Annotated in this window: 13 protein-coding genes and 1 tRNA gene; 11 read left to right on the top strand and 3 right to left on the bottom strand. The window is 63.2% G+C overall.

Going from position 1 to position 15,176, the window contains the following annotated elements:
- Positions 1-69: 69 nt before the first annotated feature.
- From JI739_RS07940 to ompA, 3 genes are all read right to left on the bottom strand, one after another.
- Positions 70-702, bottom strand: coding sequence for a DUF6806 family protein (locus JI739_RS07940; RefSeq protein ID WP_201683357.1), 633 nt, complete (start codon positions 700-702; stop codon positions 70-72).
- A gap of 22 nt (positions 703-724) precedes the next feature.
- Positions 725-813: transfer RNA gene (locus JI739_RS07935), tRNA-Leu, on the bottom strand.
- 366 nt (positions 814-1,179) lie between these two features.
- On the bottom strand, positions 1,180-1,899 hold the full coding sequence (ompA, locus tag JI739_RS07930) for an outer membrane protein OmpA (RefSeq protein ID WP_201683356.1): 720 nt from the start codon (positions 1,897-1,899) through the stop codon (positions 1,180-1,182).
- Positions 1,900-2,131: 232 nt separating this feature from the next.
- Here ompA and gyrA point away from each other — a divergent pair, with 232 nt between their 5' ends.
- From gyrA to JI739_RS07875, 11 genes are all read left to right on the top strand, one after another.
- A complete protein-coding gene (gyrA, locus tag JI739_RS07925) occupies positions 2,132-4,783 on the top strand; it encodes a DNA gyrase subunit A (protein WP_201683355.1) in 2,652 nt (883 codons plus the stop codon).
- 57 nt (positions 4,784-4,840) lie between these two features.
- Positions 4,841-5,923, top strand: coding sequence for a prephenate dehydratase (gene pheA / locus JI739_RS07920; protein ID WP_201683354.1), 1,083 nt, complete (start codon positions 4,841-4,843; stop codon positions 5,921-5,923).
- A 4-nt stretch (positions 5,924-5,927) separates the two neighbouring features.
- The gene (locus JI739_RS07915) at positions 5,928-6,803 is read left to right on the top strand and encodes a prephenate dehydrogenase (protein ID WP_201683353.1); all 876 of its coding nucleotides are present in this window, start codon (positions 5,928-5,930) and stop codon (positions 6,801-6,803) included.
- Positions 6,804-6,805: 2 nt separating this feature from the next.
- Complete coding sequence (locus JI739_RS07910) at positions 6,806-8,800, top strand: bifunctional 3-phosphoshikimate 1-carboxyvinyltransferase/cytidylate kinase (RefSeq protein WP_201683352.1); 1,995 nt, start codon at positions 6,806-6,808, stop codon at positions 8,798-8,800.
- A 165-nt stretch (positions 8,801-8,965) separates the two neighbouring features.
- Positions 8,966-10,642, top strand: a complete 1,677-nt coding sequence (gene rpsA / locus JI739_RS07905; RefSeq protein ID WP_201683351.1) for a 30S ribosomal protein S1 — start codon at positions 8,966-8,968, stop codon at positions 10,640-10,642.
- Between the two features lie 67 nt (positions 10,643-10,709).
- Complete coding sequence (locus JI739_RS07900) at positions 10,710-11,009, top strand: integration host factor subunit beta (RefSeq protein ID WP_201683350.1); 300 nt, start codon at positions 10,710-10,712, stop codon at positions 11,007-11,009.
- Positions 11,010-11,044: 35 nt separating this feature from the next.
- The gene (locus JI739_RS07895) at positions 11,045-11,317 is read left to right on the top strand and encodes a LapA family protein (RefSeq protein WP_201683349.1); all 273 of its coding nucleotides are present in this window, start codon (positions 11,045-11,047) and stop codon (positions 11,315-11,317) included.
- Entirely contained in the window at positions 11,307-12,443 is a 1,137-nt protein-coding gene (gene lapB / locus JI739_RS07890) for a lipopolysaccharide assembly protein LapB (RefSeq protein WP_201683348.1), read from the top strand. Before JI739_RS07895 ends, lapB begins: the two co-directional genes overlap by 11 nt.
- Positions 12,444-12,483: 40 nt before the next feature.
- Entirely contained in the window at positions 12,484-13,416 is a 933-nt protein-coding gene (gene rfaE1, locus JI739_RS07885; protein ID WP_201683347.1) for a D-glycero-beta-D-manno-heptose-7-phosphate kinase, read from the top strand.
- Entirely contained in the window at positions 13,413-14,423 is a 1,011-nt protein-coding gene (rfaD, locus tag JI739_RS07880; protein WP_201683346.1) for an ADP-glyceromanno-heptose 6-epimerase, read from the top strand. Before rfaE1 ends, rfaD begins: the two co-directional genes overlap by 4 nt.
- A 72-nt stretch (positions 14,424-14,495) precedes the next feature.
- A complete protein-coding gene (locus tag JI739_RS07875) occupies positions 14,496-14,813 on the top strand; it encodes a ComEA family DNA-binding protein (RefSeq protein ID WP_201683345.1) in 318 nt (105 codons plus the stop codon).
- Positions 14,814-15,176: the final 363 nt, after the last annotated feature.

The raw sequence follows: 15,176 nt of genomic DNA, 5'->3' as shown, positions 1-15,176 counted from the left end.
AGGCCGGAGGAAATCCGGCCTTTCGCGTTGATGGAGATGCGGCGTGTTCAAGCTTCGCCGGCACGAGGGCTAGTGCAGATGGCGCGGCCGGCGACCGCCGCCGTGGCTGCTGCCGCCCGAGCCGCCTCCGCTGCCACGCGGGGGCTTGCCGAGTTCGAGCGAACTCACCAGGGCATCGAAGCGGTTGCTGAACAAGCGGTCGACTTCGGCGACCACGCCTCCCAGTTCGGATGCATCGAAATGCCGCTCCATGAGGTTCACCACATCCTCCACCAACAGGTCGCGCTGCACCTGCATGATGGCCGCTGGCGTGGGCCCGACGAAGAGCATCACGAAGTCGTCGCGGGACTCGGCCTCAGGCGGTTCCTCTTCCTCGTCGAACTCGGTGTCGTAGAAGGTGACCTCGATGGCCGCGCCCTGCTCGGCCAGTTCGTTCAGGCTCATGCACATCTCGTCGAGCGCCTGCCGGAAGTCGTCGTTGCCGGGCACCGTCCAGCACAAGGTGAGCAGGTGTTCGGTCGCGTCGAATCGGATGCCGGGCTCTTCCTCGTATGCGCTTTCAGCGGCGTCGGCCAGCGACTTGGCACCGGTGTACGTCCACAACGGCTTGAGAGCGTCCTGGATCTGGGTGAACGTGACATCCGCGCGCAGCGGGACGTCCCCGTGCACGTGGATCTCGAAAGGGGCGTTGTATGAAGACATGATGCTCTCGGGCCTGGGCCAATGGTGCCCCGAACCGGAATCGAACCGGTACGCCCGGTTGGGGGCCGCGGATTTTAAGTCCGCTGTGTCTACCTATTTCACCATCGGGGCCGACGCGGCGAGGCCAGTATAGCCAGCCGTTCGCAGCGCTTCGGCCAATCGGGATCGGGGGGACCGCATCGTAGCGGCCACCCCTCCTCCCACACCACCCGGCGTGCGGGTCCGCACCGGGCGGTCCGAGCGTTCGAGGTCATGAGAGGCGAGGCAGTCCGAGCCGCTCGAAGTTGGCCGATGGTCAGCACGCCGTTGATGGCTCCGGCGCTGTTGCGCCACCAGCGGAGCAAGTTGGCAGCGACCTTGTGGGTCGTCGCCTCGTTCGCGCCAAGCGCGCGCAACTCTCACCAGGTCCACGTCGCCGCACATAGAAAAAAGGGCCCCGCTTGCGGGGCCCTTTTGTCATGGACTTCGCGTCGAGCGTCAGCGGTTGGGACGGGTGCCCACAACTTCGATTTCCACGCGGCGGTTCTTGGCACGGCCGTCTGCGCTGCGGTTGTCCGCAACTGGCTGGGTCTCGCCCTTGCCTTCGGTGTAGATACGGTTGCGCTCGATGCCCTTGGACACCAGATAAGCCTTGACGGCTTCTGCGCGACGCACCGACAGCCGCTGGTTGTAGGCGTTCGTGCCGATCGAGTCGGTGTGACCGACCGCGATGATCACTTCAAGGTTGATGTCCTTGACCTTGGCAACCAGATCGTCGAGCTTGGCTCGGCCTTCCGGCTTGAGCACGGCACGATCGAAGTCAAAGAACGCATCGGCAGCGTAGGTGACTTTCGAAGCAGCCGGCGGCTGAGGAGCCGGTGCGGGCGGCGGAGGCGGCGGGGGCGGCGGAGCCACCGGCGGCGGGGGGGGCGGCGGCGGCGGCGGCGGCGGCGGCGGAACCTGAGCAACACGAGGAGCCGGAGGCGGAGGCGGAACAAGGGCGCCATCGCAACCACGGGCAGCCGTTGCCGGCGTCCAGGTGGCATCGCGCCAGCACAACTCGTTGGTGCCGTTGCGCCAGACAAGTTCGCCAGTACCGTTCTGCCAGTTATCGATTGCTGTGCCACCGCCGGCAGCGGCCACGCGGGTCTGCGCGCCCGCGGCCGTTGCCAACGCCGCGGTGGCAAACAAAAGCGCCACTTTGTTCAGTTTCTTCATGTTTCTCCTCTTAGGGGGAAAAGGCCGCAGACGCGCTGCGTCAAGACTACGATTCAGGTGACCACCACCAAAAACGTCCGAGTAATTGTGCCATACGGCCCCGCCCGATCAACGGGCACCCCCGAAGCCTACCGTAGGACAAAACCGCTTTACCAGGCGCTGTTGCAGGGTCGCGACATGACCTTGCCAGCCTTAAAATCCAACGATTACGCCTGGCTTGCGCCTCCCTCACATGACCTCATTCGCCAAAGAAACGCTTCCAATCAGTCTCGAAGAGGAAATGCGGCGCAGCTATCTCGATTACGCAATGAGCGTGATCGTGGGGCGCGCACTTCCGGATGCGCGTGACGGTTTGAAACCGGTGCATCGGCGCGTGCTTTATGCAATGCACGAGCTCAACAACGATTGGAATCGTCCGTACAAGAAATCGGCTCGTATCGTCGGTGATGTGATCGGCAAGTACCACCCGCACGGCGATCAGTCGGTCTACGACACCATCGTCCGCTTGGCGCAGGATTTTTCGATGCGCCACATGCTCGTCGATGGGCAGGGCAACTTCGGCTCGGTCGACGGCGACGCCGCCGCGGCGATGCGGTACACCGAAATTCGCCTGGCGAAAATCGCACATGAGATGCTGGGCGACATCGACAAGGAGACTGTCGATTTCGGCCCTAACTACGACGGCAGCGAACGCGAGCCTCTGGTGTTGCCGTCGCGCCTGCCCAATCTGCTGGTCAATGGGTCAGGCGGGATCGCGGTGGGCATGGCCACCAACATCCCCCCGCACAACCTGAACGAGGTTGTGGATGCCTGCCTGCACCTGCTGAAGAATCCGGACGCGTCTGTTGACGAGCTGATGGAATTGGTGCCGGCGCCCGACTTCCCGACCGCAGCCATCATTTACGGCATCACAGGGGTGAAGGAAGGCTATCGAACAGGCCGCGGCAAGGTCGTCATGCGGGCCAAGTGCCATTTCGAAGATATCGACCGGGGCCAGCGACAAGCGATCATCGTCGACGAGCTGCCTTACCAGGTCAACAAGAAGACTCTGCAGGAGAGAATGGCCGAGCTGGTGCACGAGAAGAAGCTCGAAGGCATCAGCCATATTCAGGATGAGTCCGATAAATCGGGCATGCGCCTGGTCATCGAGCTCAAGCGGGGCGAGGTTCCGGAGGTTGTTCTCAACAACCTCTACAAGCAGACTCAGCTGCAAGATACCTTCGGCATCAACATGGTGGCGCTGGTCGAAGGCCAGCCCAAGCTGTGCAACCTGAAGGACCTGGTCGACATCTTCCTGCAGCACCGCCGCGAAGTGGTGACCCGCCGGACAGTGTTCAACCTGCGCAAGGCTCGCGAGCGCGGGCATGTGCTCGAGGGTCTGGCAGTAGCGCTCGCGAACATCGACGAGTTCATTCGCATCATCCGTGAATCCCCGACGCCGCCGGTGGCCAAGACCGAGCTGATGTCGCGCTCGTGGGATAGCCAGCTGGTGCGCGAGATGCTCACCCGCGCCCGGGAGGATGGAAGTGTCGTGAACGCCGATGACTACCGGCCCGAAGGCCTCGAGCGCGCTTATGGCATGCAGGGCGACGGCCTGTATCGCCTGTCGGACACGCAAGCGCAAGAGATCCTGCAGATGCGCCTGCAGCGCCTGACCGGCCTGGAGCAGGACAAGATCGTCGCCGAGTACCGCGAGGTGATGTCCGAGATCGAGGACCTGCTTGATATCCTGGCGAAGCCGCAGCGCGTGTCCAGCATCATCAGCGACGAACTCGTTGCGCTGCGGCAGGAATTCGGCCAGACCAAGCTCGGCGCACGCCGCAGTGAGATCGAGCACAACGCGCAGGATCTGGCAACCGAAGACCTGATCACACCGACCGACATGGTGGTGACGCTCTCGCACGCCGGGTACATCAAGAGCCAGCCGTTGTCCGAATACCGCGCGCAAAAGCGCGGTGGACGTGGCAAGCAGGCGACGTCGACCAAGGAAGACGATTGGATCGACCAGCTGTTCATCGCCAACACCCACGACTGGATCCTGTGTTTTTCCAATCGCGGCCGCATGTACTGGCTCAAGGTCTGGGAAGTGCCGGCCGGCTCGCGTGGCTCGCGCGGTCGGCCCATCGTCAACATGTTCCCGCTGGCGGAGGGAGAGAAGATCAACGTGGTGCTGCCGCTGACTGGCGAGTTCCGAAGCTTCCCGGCCGACCACTACGTGTTCATGTCCACGTCGATGGGCACAGTCAAGAAGACGACGCTGGATGAATTTAGCAACCCCCGGAAGGCCGGCATCATTGCCGTCGACCTGGACGAAGGCGACTATCTGATCGGCGCCGCCCTGACTGATGGCAAACACGATGTGATGCTGTTCTCGGACGGCGGCAAGGCGGTGCGCTTCGACGAGAACGACGTGCGTCCCATGGGCCGCAACGCCCGGGGGGTGCGCGGCATGATGCTAGAGGAGGGCCAGCGGGTGATCGCGATGCTGGTGGCCGAGGATGAGACACAAAGCGTGTTGACCGCGACGGTCAATGGGTACGGCAAGCGCACCCCTATCACGGAGTACACCCGCCACGGCCGCGGGACCAAGGGCATGATTGCCATCCAGCAGAGCGAGCGCAACGGGAAGGTCGTTGCGGCCACGCTGGTGCACACCGACGACGAGATCATGCTGATCACCGACAAGGGCGTGCTGGTGCGCACGCGGGTGAGCGAGATCCGCGAGCTGGGTCGCGCGACGCAAGGTGTCACGCTGATCGGGCTGGACGCGGGCTCGGAGCTGAGCGGGCTGCAGCGCATCGTCGAGAATGATGCCCAAGCGGCTGAAGCCGAGGCCGAGGCCAACCCTGGCGAGGACACTCCCGGCGACACCACCGAGGGCTGACAGGCCCCTCCCCCACCCCACGGCGCGCCCCAGCGCGCCGTGCCACTTTTGGCTGAGATGGCAAAGAACCTGGCGACATTGAGGACCGACATCGATGCGGTCGACCGTGAACTGCTCCAGTTGCTGAACCGCAGGGCGGCGCTGGCCAACGAAGTTGGCGAAATCAAGCGGGCCGAACGCTCGCCTGTTTACCGGCCCGAGCGCGAGGCACAGGTGATCCACGGATTGCAGCAGGCCAACCCGGGACCGCTCAAGCCCGAAAATGTCGCCACCATCTGGCGCGAGATCATGTCTGCGTGCCGCGCGCTTGAAGCGCCGCAACGCGTCGCCTACCTAGGCCCGGCGGGCACGTTCAGCGAGCAGGCCGCGCTCGAGTTCTTCGGCTCCAGCATCGAGCATGTGCCCTGCGTGAGCTTTGACGAGGTGTTCCATTCCGCCTCCTCCGGTAATGCCGACTTCGGCGTGGTGCCGGTGGAAAACAGCACCGAGGGCGTGGTCACCCGGTCGCTGGACCTGCTGCTGACCTCTCCTCTGCACATCGTCGGAGAGATCAGCCTGATGGTGCGCCACCACCTGCTGCGCAGCAGCGCATCGCTCGAGGGCATCGAGGCGGTGCTGGCCCATCCGCAAGCCTTGGCGCAGTGCCAGGGCTGGCTGAACAAGCATCTGCCCGACGCCGAGAGACGGGCCGTGTCCAGCAACGCGGAGGGTGCGCGACTGGCTGCCAGCCACCCCAACTGGGCCGCCATTGCCGGGGAACGGGCCGGCAGCGAATTCGGCTTGCACCTCGCAGCGCAGGCCATCCAGGACGATGCCTTCAATCGCACCCGGTTCGCGATCGTCTGCCTACCGCAGAAGCTACAGGCGCCCCAGGCGTCCGGCAAGGATTGCGTGAGCCTGGTGGTGTCGGTGCCCAACCGCCCCGGCGCGGTACATGACCTGCTGATGCCGCTGAAGCAGCACGGCGTTTCCATGACGCGCTTTGAGTCACGTCCAGCTCGGTCAGGCCAGTGGGAGTACTACTTCTTCATTGACATCCAGGGGCACCCGTCACAGCCGCAGATAGCAGCCACACTGTCCGACCTGCGCGACTTGTGCGCGTTCTACAAGGTGCTGGGCACCTACCCTGTGAACGACTAGCGCCATGTTCGAACAACTGGGCCTGATCGGCTGTGGCCTCATGGGGGGCTCCTTTGCCCTGGCGTTGCGCCGCGCTGGCCTTGTCAAGCGCGTGGTCGGCTACAGCAAGTCCCCCTCGACCACGGAGCGCGCGCGACAACTCGGCGTGATCGACGTCGAGGCCCCATCGGCCCTACTGGCCGTGAGCGGCGCAGACATCGTCCTGCTCGCGGTGCCGGTTTCCGCCACGGAAAGCACGCTGAAGGCCATCAGGCACTTGGTTCGGCCGGACATGCTGCTGATGGACGTGGGATCGACCAAGCGCGACGTGGTTGACGCGGCCCGCCGCGTGCTCCGCGATCAGGTGGGCACGTTCGTGCCGTGCCACCCCATCACCGGCAAGGAAAATGCTGGTGTCGAGCATGCCGCCTCCGACCTGTACACAGACCGGCAAGTGATCATCACGCCCATCGAACGCACCCTGGTTGCACAGCTCAAGCGGGCCGAGCAGGTGTGGCAGGCAATCGGCTCTCGCGTGCTGAAGATGTCACCCGACGCGCACGATGCAGCCTACGCCGCCGTGAGCCATCTGCCGCATGTGCTGGCCTACGGGTTGGTCACGAGCATTCACGAGCAACCGCAAGGGCAGGAATTTTTGTCGCTGGCGGGCCCTGGGTTCAGGGACTTCACACGCATCGCGGCCAGCGATCCAGCCGTTTGGCGCGACATCTTGCTGGCCAATCGCACCGAGTTGCTCGCACAGTCCAGGCAATTCCGCGATGCCCTGGCCCGGTTCGAGAAGTTGATCGAAGAGGGAAACGCTCACGAATTGGAAGGCCTGATCCGCGCTGCCAGCGAGATCCGCGCCCGTTGGCGGATGGGACAGAGGCTGGAAGATTAGCGATGTACACGACCGAGTTCCTCGACCTGCCCCCTCTCGACTCGGCCGATGGCGTGGTGCGCCTGCCTGGCTCCAAAAGCATCTCGAATCGCGTGCTGCTGCTTGCGGCCCTGTGCGAGGGCACGACGGCAGTCCACGACCTGCTCGATTCCGACGACACGCTGGTCATGCTCAAAGCACTGGAGCAACTGGGCTGCTCGCTGAGTCGACATGGGGGCGTATTGCGGATCACCGGCCTGGCGGGGCTGCCGCCGGCAAAGCCCGCGAAGCTGTTCCTCGGCAACGCCGGCACCGCGATGCGCCCGCTGACCGCGGCCTTGGCCGTGCTTGGGGGGGAGTTCGAGCTGTCGGGTGTGCCCCGCATGCACGAACGGCCGATTGGCGACCTCGTCGATGCGCTGCGCAAGCTGGGCTGCACGATTGACTACCTGGCGCAACAAGGCTTTCCGCCCCTTCGCATCGGACGCCCTCAGTTGCGGTTGACGGAGGCGATCCCGGTGCGGGGTGACGTCTCCAGCCAATTTCTCACGGCCCTGCTGATGGCGCTACCGCTGGTGGCGCAACAGGACATCACCATCGAGGTGGAGGGCGAACTCGTCTCCAGGCCGTACATCGAGATCACGCTGAACCTGCTGGCGCGATTTGGCGTAGCGGTGCGGCGCGACGGTTGGCGACGTTTCATCATTCCAGCTGGCAGCCGACTGGTATCGCCGGGCGAGGTGCATGTGGAGGCTGACGCCTCTTCCGCGAGCTACTTCATCGCGTTGGGTGCCATCGCGGCCCACGATGGACGCGTCCTGCGTATCGAAGGGCTGGGGCATGACTCCATTCAGGGAGACATCCGCTTCGTCGAAGCGGCCCAGCTGATGGGGGCCGACGTGCGCAGCGGCCCCAACTGGATTGAAGTGCGCCGCGGCGCCTGGCCTCTGCGGCCGATCAACATCGACTGCAACCACATCCCGGACGCGGCCATGACCTTGGGCGTCATGGCCTTGTACGCGACGGGCGGCAGCAGCGTGCTTCGCAACATCGCCAGCTGGCGCGTGAAGGAAACCGATCGGATCGCCGCCATGGCCACGGAGCTTCGCAAGCTGGGGGCTCGGGTGGAGGAAGGTGCCGACTGGCTTCGGATCACCCCGCCGGACGTCTGGAAGTCAGCACGGATCGGCACGTATGACGACCACCGGATGGCGATGTGCTTCTCGCTGGCCGCCTTCGCAGACCAAGGTACTACCGTGCGGGTCGAGGACCCGAAATGTGTGGGCAAGACCTTTCCCCAGTACTTCGAAACACTGTTCACGGTGGCCCGCACGGCGCCAGAACACATTCCAGTCATTTGCATCGACGGCCCCACCGCCTCTGGAAAGGGCACGCTGGCTTCGCGCGTCGCCGACCGCCTCGGCTATCACTACCTGGACTCCGGCGCCCTTTACCGGATCGCGGCCCTGGCTGCGCGGAATGCCGGGCTGGAACTCACCGCCCAGCGAGAAAGCGAGATTGCAGCCGTCGCGGCGACCCTGCCTGTGCGGTTCGCCGCTGACCGGGTATTGCTCGACGGCCAGGACGTAACCGATGCGATTCGAACGGAAGAGGCCGGCATGAACGCGTCGCGGGTGTCGGCGTTGCCGGCCGTGAGAACAGCCCTGGTCGAGCTGCAACGCGGCTTTCGGCAGTTGCCTGGACTCGTTGCCGACGGACGGGACATGGGCACCGTGATTTTTCCGGGTGCGGCGCTCAAGGTCTACCTCACCGCGAGCGCTGCCCAGCGCGCCGACCGGCGACAGCGTCAATTGAGTGCAAAAGGGATAGCCACTACAATTGACGTCCTTCGCGCCGACTTGGAGGCGCGCGATGCGCGGGATTCGCAGCGGGCGGTGGCGCCCCTCAAAGCCGCGCAAGATGCCCTTCTGCTGGACAACTCCGAACAGTCGATCGAGGAATCGGTCGACCAGGTGCTCCGGTGGTGGGAAGAACGGCAGCCGTTCAAGGACACTTGAGCGCGTCTGCCAACGGGACCCGTGACGCTCCTTCCGCGCGACAGCGCATTGGCGAAACGGGATCATCAACCTCAATCGCGGCAGCAGCCGCAACAAGCGCCGTCCCAGCCATAAGAACGTTAGCAATGGTGCTGATGGAAACCTGTGGACGTGCAAGGAACCTGAATGTCTGAATCTTTTGCCGCCCTGTTCGAAGAATCCCTGCAGCGTGCCGAAATGCGCGCCGGGGAGGTCATCACCGCCGAGGTGGTACGAATCGAACACAACTTCGTCGTGGTGAACGCTGGCCTCAAGTCTGAAGCCTACGTGCCTATCGACGAGTTCAAGAACGATCAGGGCGAAATCGAAGTCCAGGTTGGCGACTTCGTCTCGGTGGCCATCGATGCCATCGAGAACGGCTACGGCGACACGATCCTGTCCCGCGACAAGGCCAAGCGCCTGGCGTCTTGGATGGCGCTCGAGAAGGCGCTCGAGTCCGGCGAGTTCGTGACCGGCACGACCACGGGCAAGGTCAAAGGCGGCCTCACGGTCCTGGTCAACGGTATCCGGGCGTTCCTGCCCGGCTCCCTGATCGACACGCGCCCGATCAAGGACCTGACTCCATACGAAAACAAGACGATGGAGTTCAAGGTCATCAAACTCGATCGGAAGCGCAACAACGTGGTGCTGAGCCGCCGCGCCGTGGTCGAAGCGTCCATGGGCGAAGAGCGCGCCAAGCTGATGGAAACCCTGAAGGAAGGGTCCATCGTCCGTGGAGTGGTCAAGAACATCACCGAGTACGGCGCATTCGTCGACCTCGGCGGCATCGACGGCCTGCTGCACATCACCGACATGGCCTGGCGTCGGGTGCGCCATCCGAGCGAGGTCGTGCAGGCCGGCCAGGAGATCACGGCCAAGATCCTCAAGTTCGACACTGAAAAGAACCGCGTATCGCTGGGCCTGAAACAGATGGGCGATGACCCGTGGATGGGCGTGTCGCGCCGCTATCCCCAGGGCACGCGCATGTTCGGCAAGGTCACCAACATCGCCGATTACGGCGCGTTCGTCGAACTCGAGCCCGGCATCGAAGGCCTGGTGCACGTGTCCGAGATGGACTGGACCAACAAGAACGTCGCGCCGTCCAAGGTTGTCTCGCTGGGTGACGAAGTCGAAGTGATGATCCTTGAGATCGACGAGGACAAGCGTCGCATCTCCCTGGGCATGAAGCAGTGCAAGCCGAACCCCTGGCAAGAGTTCGCGCAAGACACCAAGCGCGGCGACCGCGTCAAGGGCCCGATCAAGTCCATCACCGACTTCGGCGTATTCGTCGGCCTGGCGGCCGGTATCGATGGCCTGGTGCACCTGTCCGACCTGTCTTGGAACGAGCCCGGCGAAGCCGCCGTTCGCAACTACAAGAAGGGCCAGGAAGTCGAAGCCGTGGTGTTGGCCGTCGATGTCGATCGCGAACGCATTTCTTTGGGCATCAAGCAACTGGACCAGGATCCGTTCACGACCTTCGTGTCCGTCAACGACAAGGGTTCGGTGGTGTCCGGCAAGGTCAAGACGGTTGATCCCAAGGGCGCCGAGATCGACCTGGGCCAGGACATCATCGGCTACCTGCGTGCCAGCGAGATTTCACGTGATCGCGTGGAAGACGCTCGCAACGTGCTCAAGGAAGGCGATGAGGTCTCCGCGGTGGTTGTGAATGTGGACCGCAAGACCCGCAACATCCAGTTGTCGATCAAGGCCAAGGACATGGTGGACCAGCAGGAGGCGATGGCCAGCCTGAGCCAGCAGTCTTCACGCGAGAACGCCGGCACGACCAGCCTCGGCGCCCTGCTGCGAGCCAAGCTCGAGAAGTAAGGCCAGCAAAGATGGCGCCGCAACCGCTTGTCGTGGGGCTGCCGCGCCATCTCGCCTCCGACCGCGCATGACACGCAGCGATCTCGTCGACGAACTGGCCAGCCGCTTTGCCCAGCTTACTCAGCGTGATGCCGAGTTCGCGGTGAAGACGATCCTCGATGCGATGTCCGAAGCCTTGGTGCGCGGACATCGCATCGAAATCCGCGGCTTCGGCAGCTTCTCCGTGAACCGCCGGCCACCCCGCACGGGCCGAAACCCACGGTCGGGCGAAAGCGTACAAATTCCGGAAAAGCGCGTTCCGCACTTCAAGCCGGGCAAGGCCCTGCGTGAGGCGGTGGACCAGCGGACCCGGGAACTGGAAGGCTAGCCGGCCGCCTAGAATTCGGCCAGCCAAGGAGCCGAATGAAATACCTCTCATGGCTGCTTAGGGCAGCCATTTTTTTCACCCTGTTCGCCTTTGCATTGAACAACCAGCACAGTGTGACCGTGCACTTCTTTTTCGGCGCGCACTGGAACACCGCACTCGTGCTGGTAGTGCTCGCCGCATTTGCCATCGGACTTGCCGTGGGGGCGCTGGGAATGGTCCCACGCTGGTGGAAGCAACGCAGCGCTGCACGCCGGAGCCAGCCTCCAGCGGCCGCAGAGCCCGCGCCGGCGGAGCCACATGGAATCTGAATTCAGTTGGTTGCTATGGGGCTTGCCGATTGCCTTTGTGCTTGGCTGGATGGCATCGCGCCTGGATCTGCGGCAACTTCGTATCGAGAACCGACAGGCTCCGAAGGCGTACTTTCGAGGCCTCAATTTCCTGCTGAACGAACAGCAGGACCAGGCAATCGATGCATTTATCGAAGCGGTAAGAAACGATCCGGATACTTCGGAGCTTCATTTCGCCCTTGGCAATCTGTTTCGCCGCCGCGGTGAGTACGAGCGCGCAGTCCGCGTTCACGAGCACCTCCTTTCGCGCGGCGACCTGACCCGCGCCGATCGCCAACGTGCCCAGCATGCGCTGGCCCTGGACTTTCTCAAGGCCGGTCTACTGGATCGCGCCGAAGACGCACTGCGCAAGCTAGAAGGCAGCATTTACGAATCCCAGGCGCTGTTGGCGCTGCTCGCCATCTATGAACGCACGCGCGACTGGCCGCGGGCAACCGAGATTGCCCGACGGCTCCAGGCCCGAGGTGAAGCGGACTTTGGACCACGACTGGCGCATTACCTTTGCGAGCAGGCTGCTCAGGCCACATCTGCCGAAGAGGCCGAGCGACTCCTTCGGGAGGCTATGCATGTCGCACCCAGCTCAGCGCGGCCAGCACTGGAGCTTGCAGCACTTCTGCGCCGGGCAGGTGACGATCATGCTGCACTGGACTGCCTCACGGAGGTCGCGCAGCGGGTGCCGCGTGCCGCAGGCTTGGTGGCCAAACCCCTTGCAGACTCGGCGCTGGCTACCGGTCAGCTCGAGCGAGCTGTACGAACGCTGATGGACATGCAGCAGGTCGCCCCATCCCTGGACGTTCTCGAGGCGCTCGTTCGACTCGAACAGGATTCCGAGAAATCCCGAGAACTGTATGTTCGCCACTTGGAACGAGAACCCTCTCTGGTCGCGGCGACACGCTGGCTTGCGGGCGAACGCCTGGAACACGAGGAGTTGCATCCGCTTCTTCAGCGTTCGCTCGAGCAGGCGGTCAAGCCCCTTACCCGCTATCGCTGCGCGGCGTGCGGCTTCGAAGCCAACCAGCACTTCTGGCAATGCCCCGGCTGCCAAGCTTGGGACAGCTATCCAGCACGGCGGGTCGAGGAACTCTGATCCAGCTTGCAACGAACAAAACCATGATTCCCGCAGACCGATGAATCACCCAACCCAGCAACAACTCGCCCAGGTGCGCGTCCTTGTCGTAGGCGACGCCATGCTCGACCGCTACTGGCACGGCGCGGTGGAGCGGATCTCACCGGAAGCCCCCGTTCCGGTGGTGAAGATCAGTCGCGAAGAAGAGCGAATTGGCGGTGCGGCGAACGTGGCCTACAACGTCGTCACGCTCGGTGGCCTGGCGAGCTTCCTCGGCGTTGTCGGTGACGATGAAGCTGGCGAGCGTCTGGAACGCCTGCTCGAGCACACCGGCATCAGTGCTCACCTGAGGCGAGACCCGGGCCTGAAGACAACAGTCAAGCTTCGGGTGATCGGGCGGCAGCAGCAGTTGCTACGCATGGACTTCGAAAATGAGCCCGACCATGAGGTGCTAGCGCAACAAGGTGAGTCGTTTGCGGAACTGGCGCCGTCCCATCAGGCGGTGCTCTTTTCCGACTATGGCAAAGGTGGATTGGCCCACATCACCTCCATGATCGCAACGGCCCGCGCGTTGGGTAAACCCGTTCTTATCGACCCGAAGGGGAGCGAATACGGAAGGTATCGTGGGGCCACCGTCATCACCCCCAACCGGGCCGAGTTGCGCGAGGTCGTCGGCGGCTGGTCGGACGCAGACTCTCTCTACCAGAAGGCGCAGAGTCTGCGTTCTGAACTTGATCTGGAGGCGGTATTGGTCACCCTCGGTGAAGATGGAATGACCTTGTTCGACTCCAGGGGCCAGATGCACGTGGATGCCAAGGCCCGGGAAGTCTTCGACGTCACGGGTGCCGGGGACACTGTGATCGCTACGCTCGCCGCATTGGTGGCGGCCGGGATGCCCCTCCGAGACGCCGTGCCACTGGCCAATGACGCTGCGGGGATCGTCGTGGCGAAATTCGGCACGGCCACCGTTACCTACGAGGAACTCTTTAGATGACCCGCATCGTGGTTACCGGCGCAGCCGGCTTCATCGGCAGCAACATCATCAAGGGTCTGAATGCACGTGGCATCGACGACATCATTGCCGTCGACGACTTGACTGCAGGGGACAAGTTCCGAAACCTCGCAGATCTGCGCATCGCGGACTATGTAGATGTGGACCGCTTCTATGGCTCCTTTAGCGATGGCTACTACGGACATATCGAGGCCGTGTTCCACGAAGGCGCCTGCAGCGACACCATGGAGCCCAACGGCAAGTTCATGATGGAGAACAACTACACGACTTCTTGTGGGTTGTTTCGGGCCTGCCAAGAGCGCGGCACGCGGTTGCTCTATGCGTCGTCGGCTGCCGTCTATGGTGGATCCGACACCTTCAGGGAGGAGCCCGCCTGCGAGCGCCCGCTGAACGTCTACGGCTGGAGCAAGCTCCTGTTCGACCAGCGCCTCAGGCGCGAACTTGGCACCCAGTTCGAGCACGCGACGCATCAGGTGGTGGGTTTTCGCTACTTCAACGTCTATGGTCCCAGGGAGCAGCACAAGGGTCGAATGGCCAGCGTCGCGTTTCACCAGTTCAACCAGTTTCGCGCGGAGGAAAAGGTGCGGCTGTTCGGAGAGTACGGTGGCTACGGACCGGGCCAGCAGATACGGGACTTTGTCCATGTAGATGATGTCGTCGCCGTCAATCTGTGGTTCTTTGACCAGCCGCGCCTGAGCGGGATCTTCAATCTTGGGACTGGCCGTGCTCAGCCATTCAACGATGTCGCAGCCGCAGTGGTCAACGCAATGAGGACGGCGCTACCGGCATTGAGCGCTGCCGGCGCCGCCAGCGCAGGCCTGATCGAGTACATCCCTTTCCCAGAGGCACTCCGCGGGAAGTACCAAGTGCGTACGGAAGCTGACCTCCACCGCCTGCGGGAAGTCGGCTGCCTGCACAGCTTCCAGGGCGTCGAAGAGGGCGTGCGCAGCTATATCGGCCACTTACGTACAAACTCACAGGCAGATTAGTAGGAACGGCTTCATCCTCTTTTACAGTGCGTATGTCCAAATTCGGACTGACTCACGAGGAGGAAATTCCTAATGCTCAAGCGTATTATCGTTGCCGGCGCCGCTCTGCTATGCGTTGCGGCCTTCGCTGCAGTCGACGTCAACAAGGCTAGCGAAGCAGAGCTGGATGCCGTCAAAGGGCTGGGGCCAGCCACCACGAAGCTGATCCTTGACCAGCGTAAAAGCGGTACGTTCAAGAACTGGGACGACCTGATTGCACGGGTAAACGGTATCGGGCCGGCGAGAGCCGCGCGCCTTTCTTCTGAGGGTCTCACTGTAGGCGGCGACCCATTCAAAGCCCCTGGTGCGACTAAACTGAAGCCTGATCCCACGAAGGAACCGAAGAAGTAATGTCTTGACCTCGTCATACGGACGGGTTTGAGCTTGGTTCTCAAGCGTTCATAGGTGCAGGGTTATCCACCGCGGCGAGCGGCGCTTGCGATGCACCGACCGCTGCGGTGGGTAACCCGTGTTCGCGGCCGCGCGGTTTGGTCGCGTCGTGCTTCTCCTGGTGGGGAAGGGCGTGAGTGGTCATCCTGGTCGAGTGACACCGGCGCAGCTGTACCTTCGTAAGCGTCTGCCAAACCCATCTGAATCGCCCCGAGATTCCTGGAGGCCAGTTGGTTTAAGTCAGGCCACCGCGGTGGGGGCCTGATTGGCGAATTGCCGGTAGTAGTTTGCCTCAGCCTCTGCCGGCGGTATGTAGCCGATCGG

Source organism: Ramlibacter aurantiacus, assembly GCF_016722895.1.
Classification (GTDB): domain Bacteria; phylum Pseudomonadota; class Gammaproteobacteria; order Burkholderiales; family Burkholderiaceae_C; genus Ramlibacter; species Ramlibacter aurantiacus.
Note: the sequence above shows the minus strand (reverse complement) of the source record. Positions and strands in the feature narration are given on the sequence as shown.

Coding starts and splice junctions, on each gene's coding strand:
- rpsA (WP_201683351.1), top strand. CDS start 8,966: ATGTCTGAATCTTTTGCCGCCCTGTTCGAAGAATCCCTGCAGCGTGCC.
- JI739_RS07940 (WP_201683357.1), bottom strand. CDS start 702: ATGTCTTCATACAACGCCCCTTTCGAGATCCACGTGCACGGGGACGTC.
- JI739_RS07875 (WP_201683345.1), top strand. CDS start 14,496: ATGCTCAAGCGTATTATCGTTGCCGGCGCCGCTCTGCTATGCGTTGCG.
- JI739_RS07915 (WP_201683353.1), top strand. CDS start 5,928: ATGTTCGAACAACTGGGCCTGATCGGCTGTGGCCTCATGGGGGGCTCC.
- gyrA (WP_201683355.1), top strand. CDS start 2,132: ATGACCTCATTCGCCAAAGAAACGCTTCCAATCAGTCTCGAAGAGGAA.
- JI739_RS07900 (WP_201683350.1), top strand. CDS start 10,710: ATGACACGCAGCGATCTCGTCGACGAACTGGCCAGCCGCTTTGCCCAG.
- lapB (WP_201683348.1), top strand. CDS start 11,307: ATGGAATCTGAATTCAGTTGGTTGCTATGGGGCTTGCCGATTGCCTTT.
- rfaE1 (WP_201683347.1), top strand. CDS start 12,484: ATGAATCACCCAACCCAGCAACAACTCGCCCAGGTGCGCGTCCTTGTC.
- pheA (WP_201683354.1), top strand. CDS start 4,841: ATGGCAAAGAACCTGGCGACATTGAGGACCGACATCGATGCGGTCGAC.
- ompA (WP_201683356.1), bottom strand. CDS start 1,899: ATGAAGAAACTGAACAAAGTGGCGCTTTTGTTTGCCACCGCGGCGTTG.
- JI739_RS07895 (WP_201683349.1), top strand. CDS start 11,045: ATGAAATACCTCTCATGGCTGCTTAGGGCAGCCATTTTTTTCACCCTG.
- JI739_RS07910 (WP_201683352.1), top strand. CDS start 6,806: ATGTACACGACCGAGTTCCTCGACCTGCCCCCTCTCGACTCGGCCGAT.
- rfaD (WP_201683346.1), top strand. CDS start 13,413: ATGACCCGCATCGTGGTTACCGGCGCAGCCGGCTTCATCGGCAGCAAC.